This window comes from Duncaniella freteri (assembly GCF_004766125.1).
In the GTDB taxonomy this organism is placed as follows: Bacteria; Bacteroidota; Bacteroidia; order Bacteroidales; family Muribaculaceae; genus Duncaniella; species Duncaniella freteri.
Window position 1 is genome coordinate 1,652,666 of the sequence record NZ_SJSA01000001.1, and the last position, 25,354, is coordinate 1,678,019.

The following is a 25,354-nucleotide window of genomic DNA, read 5'->3' on the forward strand; positions in this document are numbered from 1 at the left end:
AATCTTATAATGTCATCTATTCTTGATAATCGTCCTGCTCTCGCTCATGAGGTGGAGCAGGTAGCCGAGGTAGCCGGATACCTGTGGCAGAAAGGATGGGCCGAACGTAACGGCGGCAATATCACTGTCAACATCACAGAACATATCGACGATGCCATACGTGCTATGCCCGCGATCTCCGAGCCTCGTCCCATCGGTTTCACGCTTCCCAATCTTAAGGGATGCTATTTCTTCTGCAAGGGCACAAACAAGCGTATGCGCGATCTTGCCCGCTGGCCCATGGAGAACGGTTCTGTGATACGTATTCTTGACGATTGCGCTCATTACGAGATCATCGCCGACAATCCTGTGGCTCCCACTTCCGAGCTTCCCTCTCATCTTGCAGTCCACAGCTATCTTATCGGCAAGGGCTCCAACTATAAGGCTTCGGTCCACACTCACCCCATCGAGCTTGTGGCAATGTCGCATTGCAAGAAGTTCCTTGAGAAAGATGTCGCCACACGTCTGCTCTGGAGCATGATCCCCGAGACCAAGGCATTCTGCCCACGCGGACTCGGCATCATCCCTTACAAGCTTCCAAGCTCCAACGAGCTTGCCGAGGCTACAATCAAGGAGCTTGGCGACTACGATGTGACCCTTTGGGAAAAGCATGGGGTGTTTGCCGTTGACACTGACGTGATGGCTGCATTCGATCAGATCGATGTGCTCAACAAGTCAGCACTCATATACATCGCCGCCAAAAACATGGGCTTCGAGCCTGATGGAATGTCGGACGAGCAGATGCGTGAAATGACCGTGGCATTCAATCTTCCGAAATAATCCGACGAACAACAGGTTCGTGTAAATAATTTAGTCCTCCGAGGTCTTGCGAAAGATACCCCGGAGGACTAATCATTATAAACCACTCAGTTCTTGAAGCTTAATATTGGTGGGGAGCGGTCATGATATCAATGCTTATTTATTATTACTGTCCGCTAAACTTTTTTCAATCGCTCAAAAAAAGTTTAGCGGACAGTAATAAAAAACATATAACCATTATACAGAATGAAATTAGTCCAGATAAAGAGAAAGTAGCTACAATTGAATTAGAGAAAATAGATTAAACTGAATCATGAGAACATTAAGTTGCATAAATGTTATGCTACAACAGCACAAAGAGAACCGTGAGATTCGCAAATTGAGCAAAGAAAGGATGACAGAACATCATAAATACCTTGTAAACAAAGGGAAAAATGCAGATTCATCTAATATGAAACTGAAATATATATTGAATGCTATACTATTTGTTTTGGCATTATCTTTTTTGTCTATGTGTATATTTAAGACTACAGAGTTAAGTTTAAAATGTATGCAATTTGCTGTATCTATCTCTTGTATAGGAGCAATGTTTTCTACAAAAAGCAATAGATGCATATTTGCATCTATTGCTTTAATCATTATAGGAATATCTTTTTTACTTTAAATGTCCATAATAACGATAATGATTTGATTGTTGCTAATGAATAAGAACTATGACAAGGATGTGGCACGTGGAAAGCTTGCCATCAATCAGTACACATTTAGTACGCCCTGCAAAAAAAGAAGCCCTGATAATCTCATGATTATCAGGGCTTCTTCGTACCCGGACCCGGGCTCGAACCGGGATGGGTCGCCCCAACGGTGTTTGAGACCGTCGCGTCTACCGATTCCGCCATCCGGGCGATGGCCCACATGCCTAAGCATATGTTTTGTGTATGCAAAGGTAGTGAGTTTTTTTTGTTTTCGCAATACTGTTGGGCATTTTGAGCAGGGCTGACGCATCTTAATTTTTTACAACATCAAAACTTTTTAAGGCATAAAGTAAGTAGTCGTTATCCCAACCGGCTTTCTTCCTATGTCCTTTGACACCCATTGATGACACCTTGGCGTTCTTGATTATGTTCAGTCCGATACGGTTGAGCAGAGAGAAATTTTGAGCTGCATTATCCTTTTGCTTACGCGAGGCATCATCTCCAAAAGCGACGTCCAATGTCCAATGCAGTTGATTCTCCACGCTCCAGTGTGTCCTGATAGAATGATTAATATATTGAGCGTCAGCCTCAAGGCTCGACAGGTAATATCTGGTCTCCTTGTGGATTTGTCCAGACTTGACATCCCGGGTACGGGATTCTATTCTCACGATGCTTTTAAGACCGGGCCATCTGTCCCTGTCGATGATGTTGTCGAGATTGGTTATGACCGAACAGGCCCTTGTCTCTTCCCGCCCATGAGCCTTCCCGTCCATCGTATGCTCAGATGACGGCTTAATATATGTGAAAGAACGGCTGACACGGTCAAGCATTTCGGGCTGATTCCCTTTCAGGGCAAGGATATAGTCGGCTCCGCGCTCGATTATTGTCTTGGCAATCTCTCTCTGACAGCCCATGGCATCGATTGTGACTATGCAGTTTTTCAACTCCAGGATGCGCAGCAGCCGGGGTATCGCAGTAATCTCGTTGCTCTTTCCGGCGACCTTTTCCTGCGCGAGCAACAGGTTGTTCGCCGAAGCCCATGCGCTGACAAGATGGGTGTATGTCCCGGAGCCGTCATCGCTGCTCCCGCGCATACATTTGCCGTCAATGGCGACAACTTCCCCGTCGGTCAGTTCGGCAATGCTTTTCGTCCATGCCACAAAGGAACCGTTCAATTCTTTTGGGTCTAACATACTGATTACTCGGTTGAACGTATCGTGCGAGGGTATGCCGTTGGGAAGGTGCAGGAACTTCTCAAGCCAATCAATCTTGGCATTACCATAGTCCTCGATTTCATTCCAGCCCTCCGCTCCGCAGATGACTGCGCAAAGCGATATGAACAGGATGGAGTCAAGGCTGTGTTTCTGTGTGCGCTCCACACGAGGATCGCTGATGGATGAAAAGAAATCTATGGGTGAGTTAGGATTTGTCATATAAGATTAACGGCTGTATGCCTATTTATATTGGTAAACAGCCGTTAAGTTTATTTAAGATGCGTCTGCCGTGGCATTTTGAGATAAATGTGGATACAAATGTATTGCCAATATGTAATTGTGAGAATTATTCAGTCTCTTCAGGATGGGTGTACCAACGTGAATACATCAGGTAGTTGCGGGCTATTTTGGTGTTGAGTTCACGGGAAGTAGTCGGGTCGACCATCTTGATGAATTTTGCCGGAGCTCCTCCCCATAGCTCGTTGGGACCTATCTTGGTGCGTGAAAGCACCACCGATCCTGCGGCTACAAGGGCTCCTTCACCAACTTCGGCGTCGTCCATCACCACGGCACCCATGCCGATGAGTGCAAAATTGTGTATTTTGGCCCCATGTATGGTCACGTTGTGGCCTATTGATACGTCGTCGCCGATTTCGATTGTCGATTTTTGGTATAATGTGTGCAGGACCGAGCCGTCCTGAATGTTTACGCGGTTGCCTATACGTATGGAGTTGACATCTCCGCGTAGCACAGTGTTGAACCATACGCTGCATTCACTTCCCATTTTCACATCTCCTACTATGGTGCAGTTCTCGGCAAGAAATGTGTCGGGACCTATTTCGGGTGTGAATCCACGTACAGGGATTATTAGAGGCATTTTTGTAAAGTATTATATGGTGAGACTATTCATTACCGCGGCATGCCGCGGTAATGAATAGTTGTATGTTTATTTCAATGGTGCTGTAGCAGCGGCGAGCCATTCCCTCTCATCGGGGGTGAGAGATGGTGAGAGACGATCGTAAACGGTACGGTGATAATCGTCAACCCATTTGATCTCTTCAGGAGTCATTATGGATGTGTCGAAGAGGTCGCGGTCGAACGGACACATTGTCACAGTCTCGAATGCATAGAAGTTGCCGAACTCAGTGGTCTCATAAGGGATGGTCAGCACGAGGTTTTCACATCGTATGCCGTAGCGGTCGGCGAGATATACTCCAGGTTCGTTGGATGTAAGCATTCCAGGCATGAGCGGAGCCATAGTGTCGTTCAGACGTATGCTCTGCGGTCCTTCATGGACGTTTAGGAAGTGGCCTACACCATGTCCTGTGCCGTGTAGATAGCTCTTGCCCTCTTTCCACAGTGATATTCGTGCCATGGCATCGAGCTGGTGTCCGCGTGTCCCTTCGGGGAATACGGCTGTGGCAATGGCGATGTGTCCTTTCATTACAAGGGTGAAGTCATGGCGCATATCGGCTGAAGGGGTGCCGAGAGCGATGGTGCGGGTTATGTCGGTGGTAGCATCGAGATAGTTGGCACCGGAGTCGATGAGCAGCAGGTTGTCGGTGTGAAGCTGTGCGTCGGTCTCGGGTGTGGCTGAATAGTGTACAATGGCTCCGTGAGGACCGAATCCGCATATGCTGTCGAAACTGAGATCGAAGAAGAGCGGATCAGTGCGCCGGTTGCGCTCAAGGATTTCGGCAACGCCGATTTCAGTGAGTGGTGTGCCCTGCTCTACAGTGCGCTTTACCTCCATGATTGACCGTACCATATACACGCCGTCACGCACGTGGGCGTCGCGTATGCCTTGCATCTGCACTTCGTTCTTGACGGCTTTGGGGATAAGCACAGGGGAGTCGCTGATGATGAAATGTCCGTCGAGTGCCGACGCTACCGCACCTGAGGCACGGTCGCCGCTCAGAAGTACGTCGATGTCTCGGGGCACTTCTGTGAGGAAGCCGAGTGCGTCGTTATACGGAGCTGTTGCTACTCCCGATGCTGAGAGGTAGGCTATAACTTCTGGAGTGAGTTTCGCCGGGTTGATAAACAGGCATGCATCCTTCTCGCCTACATACAGGAATGATGTCGCTACAGGATTGCAGGGAACATCGGTGGAACGAAGGTTCAGGAGCCAAGCTATCTCATCGAGTGCTGATGTGAAGAAAGCGCGTGCGCCTTCGGTTGTGAAGTCACGGCGGAGGTCAGCGAGTTTGTCTGACGCGCTTTTTCCGGCATATTTCTCATCGTGAATGAATGCAGCATCCGAGGGTAGCTCGGGACGGTCATTCCATATACGGTCGATGGGGTCGAAGTTTACGTCCAGGCGTATGCCCTTTTTGTTCAGAGCCGAACGGAGTGTGGCGGTGTCGTTGAGCGACATAAGCATTCCGTTGATGCCCACGGTGTCTCCTTCATTGAGTGTATCGCAAAGGAATCGGTTGATTGAGGGTGTCTCGGGTAATCCGTCCTTCATGATCACTATGCCTGAGCCTTGTGTCTGGTCCTCTCCCTGAAGGAAATAGCGACTGTCGACCCACAGATAGGCTCCGTCAGCGGTGATAACGAGTGTGCCGGCTGAGCCTGTGAATCCTGTGAGATAGCGCACCGTATGCCAATGGGATGAGATGTACTCGCTCAGATGAGGATCTGTGCGCGGTACGATTACAGCATTGAGTCCTGCATTTGCCATCTCATCGCGGAGGGCTTGTATGCGTTGTGTTGATACGTTTGTGGTCATGGTAATCAGTTTATGAATTATCGGGAGGGATTTCCCATCCGCAAATTTACGACATATCAAGTGTAAAGTCAAACCTATCGGGGAAGAAATTTGTTATAAAATCGTCATAAATTGTTTTTATGGTGCCCTCTAAATTTCACTATGTTAAAAATATGAGACTAAGGAAAGTTTCAAAGCTGCTGATTGCGATGTGTGCCATACTGGTATTGTCGGTATCTATGCCGTCGTGCGGCACCATGCACAGCTATTGGGGAGTCGAACATGAATATGAGTTCCCTGACGGAGTGTACGGTCACGGTCATTATAAACCGAAACATAAGAAACATAAACACAAGAAACCTAAAAAACACCACCATCGTCACTGATGATATGTGGTCGGTGGGATAAAACAGAAAGCACCGTCCGTATGGCGGTGCTTGATTGCGTATACGGACGGTGTTATCTAATCTTTGTCAGTTGATTTATTTCACTGTCAGGTTGGCTGGGAGGGTGCGATAGTCCTTTGAATAGCGGAGCACCTGCGGGAGATAGTCCTCACCATACTCGATTGTCACGTCAGTGATGTTGCCGTCGGCATCGGTGACAGGCTTGTAGATGGGGTTGACGAATCCCTTGTAAGGAGCGATGTTGAGGTGAGAGTAGCGGTCAAGGACTTCCTTATGGAGTTCGGGATCGACTTTCACTGCGTACTGTTCCACGAGAGCGGCTCCGGCTGCATAGTCACCTTCGCTCTTTATGCGCTGCACTTCGGCAAGAAGATCTCCGAAGAGGCTGCGAAGTTTCTCGTAGTCATTGATTTTAATGAATGTCTTGCCGTCGCGCTTTACGAATTCGATTACGTTTTCGGGCTGTCCCTTTTCAAGCGCCCATTTGGCTATGAGCTGACGGTTGCGCATGTGGGCCTCCTCTACATCCTTGCCCGGTTCGATTCGGGTGAGCTGGGTCATGAGTCCGTTGAGGATGTATTTGTAGTATTCAGCCTTGTAGGCGTCGGGATTGTCGAGCAGACCGAGTTCAAGGAGCTTGGGATCGCCGAGATAATAGAGGGCAAACAGGTCGGCGCGTGTCTCTTCAAGTGTAGAGCCGTGAGCCTTGAGTGCACCCTGGTCGACACCGGGCAGAAGTTTGCCTGAGCCGTGACCGAGGCATTCGTGGAGGTCGGTGTGAAGATTGTCGGTGATGAAGAGGTATTTATCCATAAGGTCGGATGTCTCCTGATCGATGACAAACTCCTCGTTATATCCATTGCCATGAGCGGCTTTGTCGTAAGCACCTGTGATGTTCTCAAGTGTCACTGACTTGGAGCCGTGAGCCGCACGTATCCAGTTGGCGTTGGGGAGATTGATTCCTATCGGGGTTGCGGGATATGCGTCGCCGGCAAGGATGGCGGCGGTGATAACTTTTGCGCTCACACCCTTGACTTCCTCTTTGCGGAAACGTGGATCGACAGGAGAATGGTCCTCAAACCATTGTGCGTTGCCCGATATGATTTCGGTGCGGTGGCTTGCCTCATTGTTCTTGAAGTTTACGATAGATTCGTATGCTCCTGTCATTCCTAACGGGTCGCCGTAATCCTCGATGAAACCGTTGATGAAGTCGACCTGCGACTTGGTGTCCTCAGCCCATGCTATGGAGTATGCGTCGAAGTCCTTGAGGTCGCCAGAGCGGAAGTAGGCGATGAGTTTGCTCACGATATCCTTTTGGGCATCGTTCTCGGCATATGGAAGAGACTTTTCAAGATTTTCAACTATGCGCTCAAGTGCCTGAGTGTATAGGCCTCCTATCTTGTAGACCTGTTCGGTGACCTTGCCGTTCTCCTTCACTACACGTGTGTTGAGTCCCCATGACACAGGGGTAAGGTCGGTTGTGTCCTTGAGTGCGTTGAAGTAGTTTTCCACCTCAGCCTGGCTTACACCGTCGTAGAGGTTGTTGGCTGATGTGAGAATAAGGTCCTGACCTTCAGCCTGGTTTACGCGCTTGGGCATCACAGTGGGGTCGAATATGACCGGGAGGAGTGTGTCAAGATTGGTTACGGTGCCCTCTGGAAGTTTTCCAGCCTGTGCTACAAGCCATTCCTGGGTGAATCCTGGAGTGAACTTATCCATCGAATAGTGATGATGTATACCGCTGGCAAATTCTATCTGTTTGAGATATGTCTCAAGAGCCTTGAAATTCTTGTCCTTACGGTCGCCGTCATAATTGGTGTATACACCCTCGATGAGATCGCGTATGGCAAGATTGTATTTGCCGTTCTGATCCCACAGTATGTCACGTCCGGCAATGGCGGCTTCTGTGAGATAGTAGATGAAGATGCGCTGCTGAGGGGTGAGCTCCTCAAATCCGGGGACCTGATAACGGAGCACCTCGATGTCGGCGAAACGGTCGGCTGTGTAGTCGAAATCGGCTGGTTCGGCTGCCGGTTTGCCCGATCCGCACGATGACGTGATGGCTAATGCTGCCATGGCTGGAATGATTAATTTTGAAAATGACATGATTGGTTTTTTAGGTATGAAATATTGGTGTCAAGGTCTATTCTACAGCCAGAACCAGTCCTTTGAGGTATTCCCCTTCGGGATGGTATATATTGACCGGATGGTCGGCAGGCTGGGTGAGCTGATGGAGGATTCGCACTTTTCGCCCTGACTGTGCCGCTGCGGTGAACACTGCGAGCCTGAACTGTTCGCGTGATATTGCCTGCGAACAGGAGAAAGTGAACAGTACGCCTCCAGGGGCAATCTTTCGGAATGCTGCAGCGTTGATCCTGCGGTATCCTATCATCGCATTCTTTATCGCGCTGCGATGTTTGGCGAAAGCTGGGGGGTCAAGGATTATCAGGTCATAGGCTCCGTCGGGCATATCGGCAAGATACTTGAACGCATCCTGGGCATATGACTTGTGGCGGGTGTCGGATGGGAAGTTCAGTTCGATGTTGGCATCGGTGAGGGCGACAGCCTTGGCAGAGGAGTCCACCGAATGTACGAGCTTTGCTCCTCCGCGCATGGCATAAACTGAGAATCCGCCGGTGTAGCAGAACATGTTGAGCACTCTTGCTCCGTTGCTGTAATGCTGGAGCAGCGCACGGTTGTCGCGCTGGTCGACAAAGAATCCGGTCTTCTGTCCTTTAAGCCAATCGATATTGAATTTGAGACCGTTTTCTACGGCTATATTAGTCTCGAATCCTCCTATTATATAATCGTTTACAGGGTCGAGGCGTGCCTTGTAGGGGAGTGTGGTTTCCGACTTGTAATACACATTCTTAATGCCGGCCCCGGGAAGTTCAGTGAGGGTTTTAGCTATGATGTGGCGTGCATAGTGCATTCCCGGGGAGTGAGCCTGGAGCACAGCTGTGTTGCCATATACATCTACCACACATCCTGGCAGGAAGTCGCCCTCACCGTGCACGAGGCGGAATGTGGTGTTGTCAGGGCGTATCAGTCCGAGACGTTCGCGCAGTGCCCATGCCTGGGATAGCCGGTCGGCGAAGAAACTGTCGTCAATAGAGATTTCGTCAGTCGACAGCATGCGCACGGCTATAGAGCCGATTTCGTAGTGTCCGACCCCGAGCGAACGACCGTCAGAAGCCACGACTTTTACTATGTCGCCCTCTTCGATATCCTTAGGGAGATCAGCGATGGCTCCGGAGAATACCCACGGATGGAACCTCAGCAGAGATTCTTCTTTGCCTCGCTTGAGGGTTATGGTTTTATAGTTTTGCATATCTGAAAGTTAAAAACAGAGTAGTGTATGTCGGGGAGACAGGTTGTAAGTATCCGGTTATTTGAAGAAAGCCCTGAATATGTCATTGCCGTTGGCGTAAAGCAGGAGCAGCAGGAGGAATCCCATGCCCACGTACTGGGCTGCCACGAGTACGTTTTCGGGTACTTTGCGTCGGGTGACCACTTCCCACAGCAGGAACATGATGTGACCGCCGTCGAGACCCGGTATAGGGATTATGTTCATGAATGCGAGTGCTACAGACAGGAATGCGGTTATCTCCCAGAACGAAAGCCAGTTCCAGCGGTCAGGAAACATATTTCCGATTGTCCCGAATCCGCCGAGGCTCTGCGCTCCTTCGGATGAGAAGACATGTTTCATCGAGCCTACGTAATTGCTGAGGGTGGATGTGCCTATCTCCCATCCTTTGGGGAATGATTCGAAGAAGCCGTAACTGATGGTGACAGGCGGATATACGTCTGTGATGGGGCGCAGCTGGAATCCGAGCTTTCCGAACTCATTGGGGGTCACAGGGACGGTGACGCGGTTGCCGTCGCGCTCAACGGTCAGGTCCACATCCTTGCCTGCATTGGCTACGAGGGCAGGTGTCAGTTCGGTGTATGACGGTGTAGGGGTGTCGCCTACAGCCACTATGTGGTCGCCTTCAAGGAGACCGGCTTTTGCAGCAGCCTCTCCAGGTACGAGCCGGTCGATGTAGACAGGCAGACGGTAAGCCATGAAGCCTTTTTCATCGTTCAGGCGGAATATGAAGTCCTTGGGGATTGCTATCGTTACGGTGTCTTTGCCGTTGCGCAGCATTGTGACCTCCTTGGCTTCTACCATTTTGAGCATGTAGTCGCCATCGGCGGCATCGAGTTTAACACCGTCAGCCATAAGAGGGATATCTCCGTTGCGGAATCCTGCTTTCTGTGCAGCCGGCACGAAATCGAAACCTTCGGTCGCTACTTCAAACGGTATGTATTTTGCTCCCCAGTTGGCGGCTATACCGGCATATATCAGGATTGCAAGAATGAAATTGAAGAGCACGCCTCCAAACATCACAAGCAGCCTCTGCCATGCCGGTTTGGTACGGAATTCCCACGGCTTCTCCTCTTCGCTCATCTTCTGGTTGGTCTCGTCGATCATGCCGTTTATCGCGCAGTATCCTCCGAGGGGCACCCAGCCGATGCCGTATATGGTATCGCGCCAGGAGGTCTTTCCGTTGGAGGGTGCGGGATGTTCCTTGCCTATGGTGAAAGTCACGGCTGCCTTGTCGGGGGTGTTATTCTCTTCATCGCCCTGACGCACAAACAGTCCGATCTTATTTGTGCGGGGATTGTAGCGCAGCAGGCTGAACTTGGGGTTGAAGAACATATAGAATTTATCGACCTTTATGCCGAAAATCCTTGCGAATATGTAGTGACCGAACTCGTGGATGATAACGAGGAAAGCCAGCGCAATAATGAATTGTAATGCTTTTATGAGAAATGATTCCATAGGGGTTTACTGTTCTATTTTTCTTTTGCAATATTCTATTGTGGCGTGATGGGTTGCCACATAGTCGTCGAGCGTAGGGGTAGGGATGAACGAGATCCTGTCGAGAGCGTCCGTTATCGTGTCGTATATGCCGTGGAACGATATTGCCCCGCGAAGGAATGCGGCCACTGCCACTTCGTTGGCGGCATTTATGATGCATGCCGTGTTGCCTCCGTCGGTAAGTGCCCGCGGAGCAAGGGTCAGGCATGGGAATTTCTCTGCATCGGGCTTTTCGAAAGTCAGGCTTGTGTAGTCCGACAGGCTCAACGGACGCTCCTCGCTGGGCAGGCGTGAGGCATCGCCGAGAGCGTAACGTATGGGAAGATGCATATCGGGTATGCCGAGTTGTGCTTTCACAGCTCCGTCAACGAATTCCACCATGGAGTGGACTATGGATTGAGGATGCACCACTGCTTCGATCTTCTCAGGAGCGACATCGAATAGCCAGCGTGCCTCGATTATCTCGAATGCCTTGTTGAGCATTGTGGCTGAATCGATAGTGATTTTCGCACCCATATGCCAGCGTGGATGGTTGAGGGCCTGGGCTGCGGTGACGCGTGCGGTCTCCTCGCGCGTCCATGTGCGGAACGGACCGCCGGAGGCTGTTATGATTAGTTTCTTTACTGTAGCTGTGTCCTCTCCCTTAAGGCATTGGTATATTGCCGAATGTTCGGAATCGACCGGTATCACTTCCGAAGCCGAGTCACGGAGCATACGTGTCACAAGTTCGCCTGCCACCACAAGGGTTTCCTTGTTGGCGAGGGCTATCTGCTTGCCTGCCTTTATGGCGCGTATCGTAGGGAGTAGCCCGCTGTATCCTACGGTGGCTGTGACCACCGTGTCAAAGTCAGGACGCTCCATTGCATCGGCAAGGGCTTGCTCGCCGCAGGCTGTCTCTATGCCTAATGGAGAGAGGGCTTCTTTGAGGGCGGAATATTTTCGCTCGTCGGCAATAATGGCGATTGCAGGCCGATGTTTCGTTGCCTGCCTTATGAGCATGTCCACATTGCTTCCGGCAGCGAGCACCACGGCTCGGAAGCGGTCGGGGAATTGGGATATTATGTCAAGTGTCTGTGTGCCTATCGACCCGGTGGAGCCGAGCACTGCTATATTGTGAGGCATGAATGGCTGTATTTTATCGGCAAATTTACACATTATTTCTGATATTTACGCTATTATTCCCTCATCTTGCGTCATACATGTGCAGAGGGTTGTTTTTTTAACGATAATTGGCACGATGTTTGCGGATGTTGTAGTAAATTTGCATCTGAACTGATAATATGAACGATAATATAAAAATGTTTGAGGATATAGAGGGCTTGCTCTCAGGAGGTAGACTTACTGCTGCTTTCTCTGTTCTCGATAATGCGATAATCGCTTATCCGGCTTTGCGGCAGTTTGTCGGGGAGCTGGAGCGTCTGCGTCAGGGATATGGCTACATGTCCGGTTATGCTCTCCAGGGGTTGCCCGATCCCGGGCTTGCCGAGTCGTACGCAGGCATAGTGGAAGGTGTGCGCACCCTGGTCGAAGCCATGGCGCGTCAGATGAGGCTTAAGGATGCTCCGACGCTGTACTTCAACACACTCCGCTATGAGCTTGCCACTCCAGGCGACTCTGTGGCGACTCTTGTTGACGAATACCGCAATGTGAGCCAGAAGATATCCCTTGCCGCTCTTGCCGAAAATCCGGCTCAGGCAGCCAGGCAGTTTTCGGTTCAAGCTGAACAGCTTGAAAAACGTGTGTTCAACCGTGTATGGACCATGTATCCTCTCGGTGGAGCAGATGAGGCATCATTGCGCGATGCCATAGCTGACAAGTCTTTGCCGGGATATTTCAAGTCGCTGATAATAAGTGCTGTGCTTATGGGACTTATGGAGCAGGCTGATGAGCGCAGGATGCTGCTGCTCATGGATGCCTATGCTTCGGACGATGCCGATGTCTCGGTGCGGGCATTGTGTGCCCTTCTTGTGGGCATTTGGCTCTACCGCAACCGGCATATGTCGGCACGTATGCGCAACCGGCTTGCGGCACTTAAGGAGATGCCCGGATGGGTCCGCGATGTGAGGATGGCGACAATGCAGTATGTGCGTTCGCGTGACACTGAGCGTATCACCCGCAAGTTCAATGAGGAGGTGATACCCGAGATGATGAAATTGCGTCCGGAGATAGAGAAGCTGAAGGACAAGCCTCTCGACACCGAGGCTATGGAGGAGAATCCCGAGTGGGCTGAGATACTTGAGAAGTCAGGTGTCGCTGACCGCCTCAAGGAGCTACAGGAGCTACAGGAGGATGGCGGCGACGTGATGATGGCTACATTCAGTAAGCTCAAGACATTCTCATTTTTCAACGATATCTCTAATTGGTTCCTGCCGTTCCACCAGTCTCATACTCAGATAGCGTCGGACGATATCCCTGAGATCGCCACCCTGATTTCAATAATGGGCAATGCTCCGATGTTCTGTGACAATGACAAGTATTCGGTAGCACTTTCACTCAGTCAGATACCTCCGGCGCAGCGCGACATGATGCTGAGGCAGATAAGGATGCAGACCCAGCAGATGGATGCTGTGAGAATGGCGGCGATGGATAGCGGGCATGTTCCCCAGCGCGAAGAGCTTGCAGCCAACTATGTGCGAAATCTCTACAGGTTCTTTAAGCTGTTCCGCCGCAAGGGGGAGTTTACCGATCCTTTCTCGTCGGGACTCAATATACCAGCCATACCCTCTCTTGAGCAGGAGTTTGAAGATCCCGATACACTTATGGTGATAGCCGAGTTCTATTTCAAACGCGGGTATTATTCCGATGCTCTTGAGGTGTTCAGGCGTCTGACCGCCATGTCGTCACCGTCTGCTTCGATAAGTCAGAAGATGGGATATTGCGAGCAGTCGGTAGGTGATATAAGTGCGGCTCTGCGCCATTACGAGGAGGCTGAGATGCTCGACTCGTCAAGCCGGTGGACTCTCAGGCGTCTCGCATGGTGTCACCGTATGCTCGGCAATTGGGACAAGGCTCTGGACTGTTACCGCCGTCTTGCCGAGGACAAGCCGGACGATGTCAGTCTTGCTCTCAACATCGGTCTGTCGCTCGTGAAGCTGCATCGCTACGATGAGGCTCTGCAATATCTCTTCAAGGCAGAGTTCTACGGTTCGGGAAGTGAGAAGGCAACTCGGGCATTGGCGTGGTGCACCCTTCTCGGAGGGGATTATGAGCGTTGTGTCAAATACACTGCCACTCTTCTTGCAGGAACAACGCCACGCCCTAACGATTACATCAATGCCGGACATCTCAGCCTGCTGACAGGACATCCCGGGGAGGCTGTAGACCATTATGTCGATGCCATAAAGGCTATGGAAGGCAATGTTGATTCCTTCCTGAGAAGACTGGCTGACGACAAGGTGACAATATCCGCTTTCGGAGGCGTAGATCCGCAGCTGATGGCGATAGTTGTGGATACATCTATAGCTAAATCCAAATAAGCAATCATCAATCTTTACCATAAACACAATGCGAAAAACATTACTGACGGCAGTTGCCGTCGCAACAAGTATTATGACACAAGCTCAGAATCCATTTTTTGAAGAGTTCAAGGGGACACCTCACGGCACAGCCCCATTTGACCGTATCAGCCTCTCGCATTATGAGCCTGCCATCGACCGTGGCATAAAGCTCGGATTGCAGGGGGTAGATAAGATTGTCAACAATCCTGAGGCTCCGACATTTGAGAACACGATAGTGGCTCTTGAGAATGCCGGACAGGATCTTGACCGTGTGCTCAATGTGTTCTATCCGTTAGAGTCAGCCATGAGTGATGATGCCTTTATGGAACTGTCGGTGAAGATCACTCCGCGCTTGTCGGAATATTCTACATCCATTTCTCTGAATGAGGGATTGTGGGAACGTATCAAGACGGTTTATGATAATGCCGATACGACTCGTCTCTCACCTGAGGACAGGATGCTTCTCAAACGCACCTACGAATCGTTCACCCGAAAAGGAGCGTTGCTGCAAGGTGCTGACCGTGAGAAGTACAGCAAGCTTTCGAGCCGTCTGAGCGAGCTCACCACTACTTTTGGGCAGAACACTCTCAAGGAGCTCAACACATATAAGATATGGCTCAAGGCTGAGGATCTTGACGGTCTTACCGAGAGTGCCGTTGAGGCTGCCGCTCTTGCCGCCAAGGAGAACGGACGTGAAGGTGAATATCTTTTCACTCTTGATGCACCGGTCTACTCGGCTTTCATGAAGAACAGTTCACGCCGTGATCTCCGTGAAAAGATGTGGAGGTTATATTCGGGCCGTAACATAAAGGGGGAATATAACAATATCCCTGTAATGAAGGAGATTGCAGAGACTCGTCTTGCCATTGCCAACCTGCTTGGCTACAGGACCTATGCCGATTACTCTCTCGCCAATACCATGGCGGCAAAAACTGAAAATGTCTATAAGCTCCTGAACTCACTGCGTGACGCATATAAGCCTGCCCAGAAGGCGGAGTTTGCCGAGCTTGAAGCTTTCGCCACCAAGATGGAGGGCAAGCCCATGCAGCTGAAACCATGGGACTACAGCTATTATTCCAACAAGCTCCGCAATGCCAAATATTCGTATGATGAGGAGGAGCTGCGTCCTTATTTCGAGCTCAACAATGTGATCGACGGTGTGTTCGGTCTTGCCACCAGGCTTTATGGTGTGAAATTTGTGAAGAATCCTGATATCCCTGTATATCATCCTGATGTGACAGCCTTTGATGTAAAGGATGAGGATGGAAGCTATCTTGGGGTCATTTACACCGATTTCTTCCCGCGTGCGAGCAAGCGCGCTGGAGCTTGGATGACTGAGTTCAAGGGTCAGCGTGTCGATGAGGAGGGCAACAATTCCCGTCCTCATGTCACAATAGTGATGAACTTTACAAAGCCGACCTCCACCAAGCCGTCACTTCTCACTCCTTCTGAGGTTGAGACATTCCTCCACGAGTTCGGACATGCTCTCCATGGGCTGCTTGCCGACTCAAAATACGGATCTCTTGCCGGGACCAATGTGCTCCGCGATTTTGTAGAGCTGCCGTCTCAGTTCAACGAAAACTATCTTACAGAGAAAGAGTTCCTTGACGGTTTCGCCAAGCATTACGAGACCGGCAAGCCTATACCCTCGGAGCTTATCGACCGTATAGTTGCCTCATCACAGTATGGAGCGGCTTATGCCTGCTTCCGTCAGCTCGGATTCGGTATGCTTGATTTGGCATGGCACACTATCACAGCTCCTGTTCAGGACCCAGAGAAGTTTGAGAACGAGGCCCTTGAATCAGTGTCAATGTTTGAGCCTATAGCCGGCACGATGTTTGCGCCAACATTCGGTCATATCTTCTCTGGTGGGTATGCCGCAGGTTATTACAGCTACAAGTGGGCAGAGGTGCTTGATGCTGATGCATTCGCCCATTTCAAGGAGCATGGCATATTTGACCGCGCTACTGCCGATTCATTCCGTAAGAACATTCTCTCACGAGGAGGCACGGAAGATCCTGCCGAGCTTTATCGTCGTTTCCGTGGTCACGATGCAACAATTGACGCTCTTCTGAAGCGTGACGGCATTGAGCCTTCAGCTTCTCTTCCCGACAATGATCTGCACAGGGTGGATTAATGTGCTGATTTATCAGACGTATCATAAAAAGACAACCGGATTTGACAGGGCTTCAATCCGGTTGTCTTGTATTTTGTTTCCTCAATGTGTTGTGGTATCGCTGTATAGTCTTGTTGGGGGCGTTATTTGTCACCGTATTCATCAAGATATGCTTCGCAGGCTTCACAGAGTTCGGAGTACCATGCTTCACCGAAGCGGTCGGTGAGAGGGCCCTTAAGGAACTGATACAGGCGTATGCCGAGCTCTTTACCTTTCTTTTCCGCAGCCTTGCAAATGTTCCAGCGGTGATAGTTTACAGCGGTGAATGTAGGGTATTCGGTGAGCCGTACAGGATAGAGGGCACATGATGAAGGCTTTCGGAACTTTCCGGTCTTGCCTTCGTTGAATGCACATTCTATGGCGCACTGACACACTCCTCCGGGAGCATAGCAGGTATAGATGCAGTTACGTCCGTCCACGATCTGGGTCACAAGATCACCGTCCGGATCAAGATAGTTTGTTCCGGCTTCGGTTATGCGTGCTTTTGCCGATGGCAGCAGCTTGTCCTCGAAGGCAGGGAGCAGGCGGTCTATCTCGTCGCGCTCGGCGGCTGTGAGTGGGGCTCCTGCATCACCTTCGATGCAGCATTCGCCGAGACATGCATCTATGTCGCAGCAAAAGAATTGTTCCGCCAGATCGAGCGAAACGAGTGTGTCCTGTATCTGTAGCATAATTTCTTCGGTTGTTTCTTCCATAAAGTAATCTTGGTTGCAAATAGGGCTGTATATGGCATGAGGCAGAGCCTGTCATATGCCGGATGTTACGCTTGTGACCCCTATGAGTCGGTCAAATCGGGTGCCTTTCGGCCGATGGTACACCTTTATGGTGTATTCATTGATTGTCTGATGCTTGTCACCTTCTATCGGGGCAGTCTCTCCTTCTGTCCTGTCGGCTGGGACTGCAAGATACTGGTAATTGTAGGCACCCTGTTTGAGCAGCAGTGACTGTTCGTAGCATCCTGACGCGTGATTGTAGATCATTCTGGATGATGGTCCGAACGTTCTTGATGTGATGTCTCCGTCAATGAATATGTCATACCCGGCAATCGGAGGCATGTCGAGTGTAAAATGGGTGAGTACATAGTCAGCCTCTGTATCGGGGTGTTCCGTGTCGGTGCTTCTCACCAGAAATCTTCCATGCTGGGTCTGGTCGTAGAGATAGCTCTCATTACTGCGTGGTCCGTCAGTGTGAAGCACAGCGTTGTATATCGGCGCATCATGAATCATCCGCTCTACTCCTGTGCCGGGATAGTTGACCGAGGATATGTCGAACCGTCGGTACTCATTGCCTGCTGGGAATATGAGCTGTCGCATATGCTCGTAGACTATATCCTTTCCGAGGATGCGTTGCGGTGCTGTTATTATCGCCTCATTATCATAACGTCCGTTCTGTGTTATCACCACTTTTATGTCGTTGAAAGGGTCCTCTACATTCACATGCCGTGTATCTACGGATATGTCAAGCTGTTGATGGGACTTGTTGCTGTCAATGTCGGTGCGTGAACTTACTGTTGCCCGGACTGTAGCAGAGAAATCCGCAGCTCCGAAGCGGGCTTGTACCAAAGTATTGTCAGGGTCGCGTTCATCATAGACTCTGAGCAGATAGTTTCCCGGTTGGGTGATGCGTATCTGGTTGTTAGGGATTGTGATGGCATAATGCACATAGTGCACAACAGTGGCTTGGGAATATTCGTAATTGTCGACAGTCCCTTCATTGAAGCTGTCGAGAAACTCCGAATCCACGAGCCCTTCCGACATCCATTCCGCATCGCAGTGGGTGAGTGAATAGCGCAGGTAACGATGCTCATCGGCAAGCTCGTCAAACGACACTGCGATTCTCTCGCTGTTATTGTTTAGATTTATTACCGGCGGGGCCCACATGTCATCGGCATGCCTTATATGAAGAGTCCTGAATGTAGGGGATATGCACCCCTGTCTTGTGTCGGATTCTTCCCCTTGTGCCGAGGCAAGTGTCGCGATTATGAGTGATATGGCAGCGAGGAGCCTTAACATCAGTTGACGGCAGATTGCGCAAGGCGGTTATGAAGCATAGTGACGGCGTCGGTGATCAGTTCAAGGCATGGCTTTCGTCCCGGGCCCTTAAGGTCGCGACACAGACGCGATCCCTCAAGCTGTTCGAATTCAGCCATAGCTTCGCGCACTTCACGGTAAAGTTCAGGTCGTGCCACACCTTCGCGGGCAATTCCGAGTATCATGACAGTTCCTGATATGGCTCCGCATACTTCTCCTGAAGCACCTATGCCCGACCCGAATCCATGGGCGGCACGGCTTAGAGTGGCTGTTTCCCCTTCTGATATGAAATCTTCAAAAGCCATCAGCACACATTGTGCGCAGTTGTATCCTTTGGCTCTGAGTTCGCAAGCCAGGTTGACGCGTTGGTCGAGAGTATATTTCATTGATGATGTGGTTTATTATGACTGTTTACCATTCAATGGGGGATTTCCCAATGGATGAGAGATAGTCGTTTGCACGTGAGAACGGCCGTGAACCGAAGAACCCTCTTGATGCGCTGAGGGGTGATGGATGGGGGGATTCGATGACACAGTGGCGCGAACGGTCAATGAACGCTCCCTTGCGTTGGGCATAGGCACCCCACAGAATGAATACAAGCCCTTCGCGCTCTTCGGCGAGTTTTCTTACCGCCGCATCCGTGAATTCTTCCCATCCTTGATTTTGATGTGATCCCGCACTGCCGGCTCTCACTGTGAGTGTGGCATTGAGAAGCAGCACGCCCTGCTGCGCCCATCGGCTCAGGTCGCCTGACGGCGGAGGTGTGATGCCGAGGTCGGACTGTAGCTCCTTGTAGATGTTTTGCAGTGATCGTGGAATCTCTACGCCAGGATTTACCGAAAAACTCAGACCGTTTGCCTGCCCGAATCCGTGGTAAGGGTCCTGCCCGAGTATCACTACCTTGACATCCTCAAACGGACAGGAGTCGAATGCTGCAAAAATCTTTCCGGCTGGCGGATAGATGGTGGCAGTAGAATACTCACGCCTTACAAAATCGGTCAGTCTGGCAAAATAATCCTTTTCCCATTCGCCTGCAAGCGCGCTGTGCCATGAAGGTTCAATCCTCACATTCATAGTCTGTAAAAATTTTTCTTGCAAAAGTACTAAAAAAATCCTAACTTTGCACTTGTCAATCGCTATAGATATTTCTTACTAAGGTATAGCGTGTGACATATCGCCAAGACGTTCCCGTAGTTCAATGGATAGAATATCGGATTCCGGTTCCGACGATTAGGGTTCGACTCCCTACGGGAATACCAATTAATGACAGAAGAGCCAGATCTTACAAAGATTCCGGCTCTTCTGTTTCTTTTGTCCTTATGTTATCTTTTGTGTCAGGGATTCCAGCGGAGTGTGCGGGCGAATATGGAGTCGGGGTTGATTAGTGTTGCTGCTGATTCAGCAGATAGTTTTTTGCGCCATTTCACTCGTTTTGATTCGTCAGAACCGGGACCTGTGCAGCGGTATTCGCCGTAGCGGGCTGTGGTCTCGTTGGCTGCATCTCCCCAGTTGTGCCATCCTGCCGGATGAATGGATGATGGCAGTTCACATTCTATGAAATATGTGGAGGCGTTTGGACGCCAAGGTCTGCCTAGATAGAGGGCATCGACGCCTGGAGCGGCGGTCACTTTGCATTTATGGAACACATATCCTATGGGGTTTGACGAAGAGGTTGATGCAGCCGTGATATAGGAGTTTATCTTTCCATGTATGTGGCACTTGTTGAATAGGGCGGTTGCGGCTCCGAATATGAAATCTGTGGTGCCTTCTATGTAGCAATTCTCGAAATACAGTCGCGATAGCCTGCCTCCGGTGTATAGAGTGTCCTGATTGCCGAGAAACCGGCAGTTGAAGAATTTTATGCAGTCGCCTGTGGTGAACATCGCCACAGCCTGCCCAACAGGGCCGGCTGCATTTTCGACAGTTATATTTCTGAATGTTATGTTGTTTCCCTCAACCTTGAAGGTGTATGAGCCGGAGGTGCCCATGTTTCGCAGAGAGGCGTAGTCGTCATATGTGATTATTGTGCTGTCAGGGTTCTCGCCTTCAATGATGAGGTTCTGTGCTGTGACATTCAATGTCAGTTTTTCGTGATATCTTCCGTTCTTTATAAATATCCTGGTAGTGTAGTCCATGTCACCTCTCACTTTTTTCAAGGCTTCCCCTACAGTGTTGTAGTCTCCTGAGCCGTCCTGAGCCACAGTAATGGTGTGTATTGATTCTGTGGCGGCGAAAACTATGGTTGCTGACAGCAGAAAAAGAGCCGATAACATCAGACGCGATACGGTATGGCAGTTCATGGTATTATTATTCTATTTGAGATTGATTTATATGAAAACAAAAATATGTCAATTTACAAAAGTATGAAAAAGGCTTAAAAATATTTATTAAAAATCTATTAAAATGAGTGAAAATTGAGGAAAAGAGTGTAACTTTATGCGTCTTAAAAAATGTTTTATAGTTGTGTGCATACATTTTATGTGCATCTTTATTAATACCTTAACTGATATTCGTGAATAATAATAATAATATATTTATAGTCTCATTGATTGTGCTGTTGTGCGATTTTGTTTCGTATGCGCAACTTTCCAGCAATTTTGTTGAAGTGCACAGCTATTCGATAGGTCAGGGTCTGTCGCAGAAGATGATACAGAACATGGTGCAGGACGAAGACCGTTTCATATGGATTGCCACATGGAACGGCCTGGAAAAATTTGACGGCTATACATTCCGTAATTTCAAGACTTATCCTACCGATTCTGTGCGGTTGCAACATAACAGAATAGTCAATGTGGCTACCGGACCTAAGAATGGACTGTGGTGTGAGACATTCGATTCCAGGCTTTATGTGTTCGACAAGGTTAACGAGAGGTTTGTCGATCCGTTTTCCTTGCATCCCGGTATAAAGGCCTGCGAAGAGGTAAAACAGACATTCTATCTGGATAACGGTGTGGTATGGATGTCAGCCCGCGATGGTTCTCTATGGAGATTGGAGGGTGATAGGTATCGTGAGAATGGTGCGTTGAAATATTTCCAGCCCACACGTCCGGAGAGGGGTGAAACAATATATGGGATATATACTGACGGCAATGGCGGTGAATGGGTGTTGAGCAACCACGGCTACTGGGTGCACGGCAGGCAAGATATTTCGGGGTTTCGTGAGTTTGTGCAGGCATCGGCAATCAGCGGCGGTCTGCTGCTGATTGATTCTGATGGGAAAATGGCTGCATACTCTGCCGGAGACGGTTCACTCAAGGATGTATTGCCGGGGCTTAGCGTGCGGACCGACATACGGCCATTCCTTCTTAGTGACGGTAAGATAATTATAGGCACTGAGGATGGTTTGGTAGCATTATTGGATCTAATGAGCAGTACTGTAAAAACGGTGGCTCTTCCAGGAAGAGAGATCATCACTGAATATTATGAACAGAAGCCGGATGGCAAAAACGGACATGTGTTATGGATGCTCACACGGTCAGATGTCCTGAGGCTTGATCTGTCGCAAATGATATGTGAAAGGTTGGATAAGCCTTACACCGATTCATCAGAGAGCCTGGATATGGAGTTCATTCATGAGGATGGTAACGGTGATATATGGGTCTATCCCCACAATGGGCATCTGTGTCATTACAATACATCCGTTCGCCGACTTGAGCGGGCTTGCATTCTTACTGAGAACGGACGTGTTGTCACCCCTGACATTTCATCGTTCCTTTTCGATGATCGCCGGAACATATGGGGCAGGACCCCTCTGGGTATTCAGAAGTTTTCATTTTCAGTAGGCGGAAGTGCCACTGTGATCGGGAATCCCGGGGAATATCGAGGACTGTTTATTGACAGTCGCGGCAACCTGTGGGCTACATGCAAGGAAAAGTCGGTGTCGATATTTGACCGTAATTATAATTATATAGGTAATCTTACTCCTTCGGGTAATGTTGTCAGCAGTCCGGATATGAAATTCGGGGCTTCGGTCTATACTATGATGGAGGATTCAAAGGGGCGTATATGGCTGGGTGCCAAGGGTGACGGTATCTATGTCGCTACTCCGCAAAAAATATCACCCAATAATGTGGATAGTTATAGGATAGATCATTACACACGACGGCTGGATGACTTGGAGTCTCTGAGTGATTCGGGAGTATATTCTATTTTCGAGGATAAGAAAGGGAGGGTATGGATAGGCACGTACGGTGGCGGTCTTAATCTCGTTGACGAGGGTAAGGACGGGTCTATGAGGTTCATACATGCCCGCAACGGAGGTCTGCCTACCTATCCTATAGTGTCATGCGATAAGGTAAGGTATGTCACAGCCAACTCGGATGGGGACATTATGCTGTGTACCACAGGTGGATTCGTTACATTTGACAGTGATTTCACATCGCCACGCGACATACGTTTCTACCGTAATTGGAGTGATATCACCCGCGATTCTACTCTGAGCGATAGTGATGTGTTTTATGCCTATGAGGACAGCCGCCATGATATATACCTGACTACGATGGCGGGAGGCATATGTAAGCTTGAAAGCGGGAGCGTGTTGGGCAACAATCTTAGGTTCAGTTATATAAACAAGCAGAACGGATTGCCCTCCGATATGGCTTACTCCATACGTGAGGACAGGAACGGATATCTGTGGATGGCTCTTGAAACGGCACTGTGCAGATATGATCCCAAGGATCATTCCATAGTCACGTATGACCGCTATGACTTTCATATACCGTTTGTTACCACTGAGGTGCCGTTTGTAATAGATGCTGATGGCAGGGCTACGCTGGCTCTGGTCAACGGATTGTTGAGTCTGGATCTGGAAAATCTTAAAAAGAGTGATTATATTCCGGAGATACGTTTCTATGACGCCGAGGTCAACACTGACGGAGGCGGTATCATGAGGGTCCCTGTAAAGGATGGTGTGCTTGTGCTGCGTCCCGACCAGCGTAATGCTGCTATTTCGTTTGCCGCCCTTGATTATGGGAATACCGAGAATATCTCATATTCCTATCGTCTGAGGGGGCTTAATGACAATTGGATAGACAACGGACATTCCAATAAGGCTTCATTCTATTCTCTTCCTGCCGGCGATTACGAGCTTGAGGTGAAATCAACCAATTGCGAGGGTGCGTGGAATGACCGTGTTTACAGTATGAGGATCCGTGTTGAGCCTACATTTGTAGAGACTGTGTGGGCAAAGCTGCTGTATATATTTGCTTTTATAGCTGTGGGGCTTGCCATATGGTTTGTTTCGGTATATATTCTCCGGCTACAGCGTCGCATCAACATGGAGCAGGAGCTAACCCGCCTGAAGCTGAGGTTTTTCACAGATGTGTCACATGAGTTGCGCACACCTCTGACCCTGATAGTCAATCCTGTCGACGAGGTGTTGTCCGATTCGTCACTTTCGCCTGTATCTCGTGACTATATGATGATGGTAAAGAGCAACACTGACCGTATGTTGCGCCTTATAAACCAGTTTCTTGATATACGCAGGATTCAGAACAGCAAGATGAAAGTATATCTTGAGATGGTCGACATTGTACCGTTGTTCCACCGCATACATAGGGATTTCAGTGGATTGGCACACCAGAAGGGCATCAGCTTTTCATTGTCGTGCCATACTGAGGAATGCAAGATATATACTGATGTCGACAAGCTTGAGAAGATTCTGTTCAATCTGCTTTCCAATGCGTTCAAATTTACTCCGGATGGGAAAAATGTGGCATTCGGGCTGACTATGGACGGTAATGCAATTAAAATAACAGTCAGTGATGAAGGGCAGGGCATGGACGAGGGTCAGAAATCCAGGCTCTTCAACAGGTTCGAGACACTTGGAAGGAAGGTCAAGGGGCCTTCGAGCGGAATAGGACTGTCGTTGGTCAGGGAGCTTGTGTCGTTGCTTCACGGACGCATTTCAGTGAGCAGCGAGATTGACCGAGGCAGTGTTTTTTCTGTGATACTGCCTATCGGTTATGAGTCATACTGCAACGATACAAATGTGGAGCTGATACTCAATGATGGCAATACGAGAGAGATCGCTACCACTGTTGTTGATTCTGATCACACTGACAGGACATCTGGCGATGATTTCAGGATACTTGTTGTGGAGGACAATGACGAGTTACGCTGTATGCTGTGCCGTATGCTCGCCGACGGCTACAGTGTAGTAGAGGCTTGTGACGGACAGGAGGCTATCGATAAGATGGATGAGTTGCTTCCAGATATGATAATAAGCGACATAATGATGCCTCGGGTTGATGGTCTTGAACTCCTGGAGCGAGTGAGGTCGGACAGTGCTCGTTCCCATATCCCGTTTGTACTGCTCTCGGCAAAGTCATCTGTTGCCGAGCGCATAGAGGGGCTGGAATGTGGTGCTGACGATTATCTCACCAAGCCGTTCAGCGCGTCATATCTGAAAGCGCGCATCAGGTCACTGATACGTCAGCGCACACGGCTTAAGGATTGTCTTGTGGCTGGAAATCCGGTGCGGAATGTTGCTGAAAAAGTAGCGGAAGGGGATGATTTGCCGATGCTGACCGGATTTGACACAGAGTTTGTCGGCCGTTTGTCAGACTATATCGAGCGTGAGTCATCACGCCCGGAGCTTACGATAGATGAGATTGCATCGTCAATGAATATGGGACGGACGGTATTCAACCGCAAAGTGAAGTCTCTGTTCAATGTAACTCCGGTTGAACTGCTTTCTGCGATGCGTCTTAAAAGAGCCGAGTCGCTTCTTTGTTCTGGAGATCTGACCGTAGCTGAGGTATCGTATCGCTGTGGCTTCACCTCTCCGCAATATTTCAATCGAGTGTTCAAGTCGCACTATGGCTGCACGCCTTCGGAATGGCGCGTGAACTCTTGCAAAGCATCTGTTGTAGGGCAGCAAGCGTGATTGTAAAAATTCTCATTAAGATTGCACTTTTTTGCACCGATCATGGGTGTGAGAAAAAGTGCAATCATTTAATTAAA

The 25,354-nt window shown here is 49.5% G+C and carries 17 protein-coding genes and 2 tRNA genes; 6 read left to right on the forward strand and 13 right to left on the reverse strand.

The genetic code is table 11. The features are described from left to right. Positions 1 to 9: 9 nt before the first annotated feature. The gene (rhaD, locus tag EZ315_RS07085) at positions 10 to 819 is read left to right on the forward strand and encodes a rhamnulose-1-phosphate aldolase (protein WP_135471465.1); all 810 of its coding nucleotides are present in this window, start codon (positions 10 to 12) and stop codon (positions 817 to 819) included. Positions 820 to 1,618: 799 nt separating this feature from the next. Here rhaD and EZ315_RS07095 read toward each other — a convergent pair. The 4 genes from EZ315_RS07095 to EZ315_RS07110 form a co-directional block, all read right to left on the reverse strand. Beyond that, positions 1,619 to 1,700, reverse strand: a tRNA-Leu gene (locus EZ315_RS07095). 101 nt (positions 1,701 to 1,801) lie between these two features. Beyond that, entirely contained in the window at positions 1,802 to 2,923 is a 1,122-nt protein-coding gene (locus EZ315_RS07100; RefSeq protein ID WP_135469899.1) for an ISAs1 family transposase, read from the reverse strand. Positions 2,924 to 3,050: 127 nt separating this feature from the next. Beyond that, entirely contained in the window at positions 3,051 to 3,581 is a 531-nt protein-coding gene (locus tag EZ315_RS07105; RefSeq protein WP_135471467.1) for a gamma carbonic anhydrase family protein, read from the reverse strand. A 69-nt stretch (positions 3,582 to 3,650) separates the two neighbouring features. Then, positions 3,651 to 5,438 (reverse strand): aminopeptidase P family protein, encoded by a 1,788-nt coding sequence (locus EZ315_RS07110; protein ID WP_135471468.1) that lies wholly within the window; start codon positions 5,436 to 5,438, stop codon positions 3,651 to 3,653. 152 nt (positions 5,439 to 5,590) lie between these two features. On the opposite strand from EZ315_RS07110, the gene EZ315_RS07115 reads away from it, so the two are divergent. After that, positions 5,591 to 5,803, forward strand: coding sequence for a hypothetical protein (locus tag EZ315_RS07115; RefSeq protein WP_135471469.1), 213 nt, complete (start codon positions 5,591 to 5,593; stop codon positions 5,801 to 5,803). Between the two features lie 96 nt (positions 5,804 to 5,899). Here EZ315_RS07115 and EZ315_RS07120 read toward each other — a convergent pair whose 3' ends face one another. From EZ315_RS07120 to EZ315_RS07135, 4 genes are read right to left on the reverse strand one after another with little or no spacing between them, the layout of a single operon-like run. Next, entirely contained in the window at positions 5,900 to 7,930 is a 2,031-nt protein-coding gene (locus EZ315_RS07120; protein WP_410520481.1) for a dipeptidyl-peptidase 3 family protein, read from the reverse strand. Positions 7,931 to 7,967: 37 nt separating this feature from the next. Then, a complete protein-coding gene (locus EZ315_RS07125) occupies positions 7,968 to 9,155 on the reverse strand; it encodes a class I SAM-dependent rRNA methyltransferase (RefSeq protein ID WP_135471471.1) in 1,188 nt (395 codons plus the stop codon). Between the two features lie 57 nt (positions 9,156 to 9,212). Then, entirely contained in the window at positions 9,213 to 10,649 is a 1,437-nt protein-coding gene (gene rseP / locus EZ315_RS07130; protein WP_135471472.1) for an RIP metalloprotease RseP, read from the reverse strand. A gap of 6 nt (positions 10,650 to 10,655) precedes the next feature. Beyond that, on the reverse strand, positions 10,656 to 11,810 hold the full coding sequence (locus EZ315_RS07135; protein ID WP_135471931.1) for a 1-deoxy-D-xylulose-5-phosphate reductoisomerase: 1,155 nt from the start codon (positions 11,808 to 11,810) through the stop codon (positions 10,656 to 10,658). 158 nt (positions 11,811 to 11,968) lie between these two features. Here EZ315_RS07135 and EZ315_RS07140 point away from each other — a divergent pair, with 158 nt between their 5' ends. Both EZ315_RS07140 and EZ315_RS07145 read left to right on the forward strand, forming a co-directional pair. Then, entirely contained in the window at positions 11,969 to 14,164 is a 2,196-nt protein-coding gene (locus EZ315_RS07140) for a tetratricopeptide repeat protein (RefSeq protein WP_135471473.1), read from the forward strand. A gap of 73 nt (positions 14,165 to 14,237) precedes the next feature. Then, positions 14,238 to 16,322 carry a M3 family metallopeptidase gene (locus tag EZ315_RS07145; RefSeq protein WP_242452530.1) on the forward strand — a complete coding sequence of 695 codons (2,085 nt, stop codon included), beginning with the start codon at positions 14,238 to 14,240 and terminating at the stop codon, positions 16,320 to 16,322. Positions 16,323 to 16,444: 122 nt separating this feature from the next. Here EZ315_RS07145 and EZ315_RS07150 read toward each other — a convergent pair whose 3' ends face one another. The 4 genes from EZ315_RS07150 to ung form a co-directional block, all read right to left on the reverse strand. Continuing rightward, positions 16,445 to 17,032 carry a DUF3109 family protein gene (locus tag EZ315_RS07150; RefSeq protein WP_135471932.1) on the reverse strand — a complete coding sequence of 196 codons (588 nt, stop codon included), beginning with the start codon at positions 17,030 to 17,032 and terminating at the stop codon, positions 16,445 to 16,447. Positions 17,033 to 17,107: 75 nt separating this feature from the next. Further along, entirely contained in the window at positions 17,108 to 18,373 is a 1,266-nt protein-coding gene (locus EZ315_RS07155) for a type IX secretion system plug protein (RefSeq protein WP_135471475.1), read from the reverse strand. Continuing rightward, positions 18,373 to 18,777 carry a C-GCAxxG-C-C family protein gene (locus EZ315_RS07160; RefSeq protein WP_135471476.1) on the reverse strand — a complete coding sequence of 135 codons (405 nt, stop codon included), beginning with the start codon at positions 18,775 to 18,777 and terminating at the stop codon, positions 18,373 to 18,375. Before EZ315_RS07160 ends, EZ315_RS07155 begins: the two co-directional genes overlap by 1 nt. A gap of 25 nt (positions 18,778 to 18,802) precedes the next feature. Continuing rightward, positions 18,803 to 19,465, reverse strand: a complete 663-nt coding sequence (gene ung, locus EZ315_RS07165) for a uracil-DNA glycosylase (RefSeq protein WP_135471477.1) — start codon at positions 19,463 to 19,465, stop codon at positions 18,803 to 18,805. Between the two features lie 110 nt (positions 19,466 to 19,575). On the opposite strand from ung, the gene EZ315_RS07170 reads away from it, so the two are divergent. Beyond that, positions 19,576 to 19,650, forward strand: a tRNA-Arg gene (locus EZ315_RS07170). 75 nt (positions 19,651 to 19,725) lie between these two features. Here EZ315_RS07170 and EZ315_RS07175 read toward each other — a convergent pair. Continuing rightward, positions 19,726 to 20,691, reverse strand: a complete 966-nt coding sequence (locus EZ315_RS07175; protein WP_135471478.1) for a pectinesterase family protein — start codon at positions 20,689 to 20,691, stop codon at positions 19,726 to 19,728. Positions 20,692 to 20,996: 305 nt separating this feature from the next. Here EZ315_RS07175 and EZ315_RS07180 point away from each other — a divergent pair, with 305 nt between their 5' ends. Next, the gene (locus EZ315_RS07180) at positions 20,997 to 25,277 is read left to right on the forward strand and encodes a hybrid sensor histidine kinase/response regulator transcription factor (protein ID WP_135471479.1); all 4,281 of its coding nucleotides are present in this window, start codon (positions 20,997 to 20,999) and stop codon (positions 25,275 to 25,277) included. Positions 25,278 to 25,354: the final 77 nt, after the last annotated feature.

Bases quoted from the DNA above. Each gene is read 5' to 3' on its own strand.
- EZ315_RS07100 (WP_135469899.1), bottom strand. From the start codon at position 2,923: ATGACAAATCCTAACTCACCCATAGATTTCTTTTCATCCATCAGCGAT.
- rseP (WP_135471472.1), bottom strand. From the start codon at position 10,649: ATGGAATCATTTCTCATAAAAGCATTACAATTCATTATTGCGCTGGCT.
- EZ315_RS07140 (WP_135471473.1), top strand. From the start codon at position 11,969: ATGAACGATAATATAAAAATGTTTGAGGATATAGAGGGCTTGCTCTCA.
- EZ315_RS07160 (WP_135471476.1), bottom strand. From the start codon at position 18,777: ATGAAATATACTCTCGACCAACGCGTCAACCTGGCTTGCGAACTCAGA.
- rhaD (WP_135471465.1), top strand. From the start codon at position 10: ATGTCATCTATTCTTGATAATCGTCCTGCTCTCGCTCATGAGGTGGAG.
- EZ315_RS07110 (WP_135471468.1), bottom strand. From the start codon at position 5,438: ATGACCACAAACGTATCAACACAACGCATACAAGCCCTCCGCGATGAG.
- EZ315_RS07120 (WP_410520481.1), bottom strand. From the start codon at position 7,930: ATGTCATTTTCAAAATTAATCATTCCAGCCATGGCAGCATTAGCCATC.
- ung (WP_135471477.1), bottom strand. From the start codon at position 19,465: ATGAATGTGAGGATTGAACCTTCATGGCACAGCGCGCTTGCAGGCGAA.
- EZ315_RS07155 (WP_135471475.1), bottom strand. From the start codon at position 18,373: ATGTTAAGGCTCCTCGCTGCCATATCACTCATAATCGCGACACTTGCC.
- EZ315_RS07175 (WP_135471478.1), bottom strand. From the start codon at position 20,691: ATGAACTGCCATACCGTATCGCGTCTGATGTTATCGGCTCTTTTTCTG.
- EZ315_RS07125 (WP_135471471.1), bottom strand. From the start codon at position 9,155: ATGCAAAACTATAAAACCATAACCCTCAAGCGAGGCAAAGAAGAATCT.
- EZ315_RS07115 (WP_135471469.1), top strand. From the start codon at position 5,591: ATGAGACTAAGGAAAGTTTCAAAGCTGCTGATTGCGATGTGTGCCATA.
- EZ315_RS07135 (WP_135471931.1), bottom strand. From the start codon at position 11,810: ATGCCTCACAATATAGCAGTGCTCGGCTCCACCGGGTCGATAGGCACA.
- EZ315_RS07150 (WP_135471932.1), bottom strand. From the start codon at position 17,032: ATGCTACAGATACAGGACACACTCGTTTCGCTCGATCTGGCGGAACAA.
- EZ315_RS07145 (WP_242452530.1), top strand. From the start codon at position 14,238: ATGACACAAGCTCAGAATCCATTTTTTGAAGAGTTCAAGGGGACACCT.
- EZ315_RS07105 (WP_135471467.1), bottom strand. From the start codon at position 3,581: ATGCCTCTAATAATCCCTGTACGTGGATTCACACCCGAAATAGGTCCC.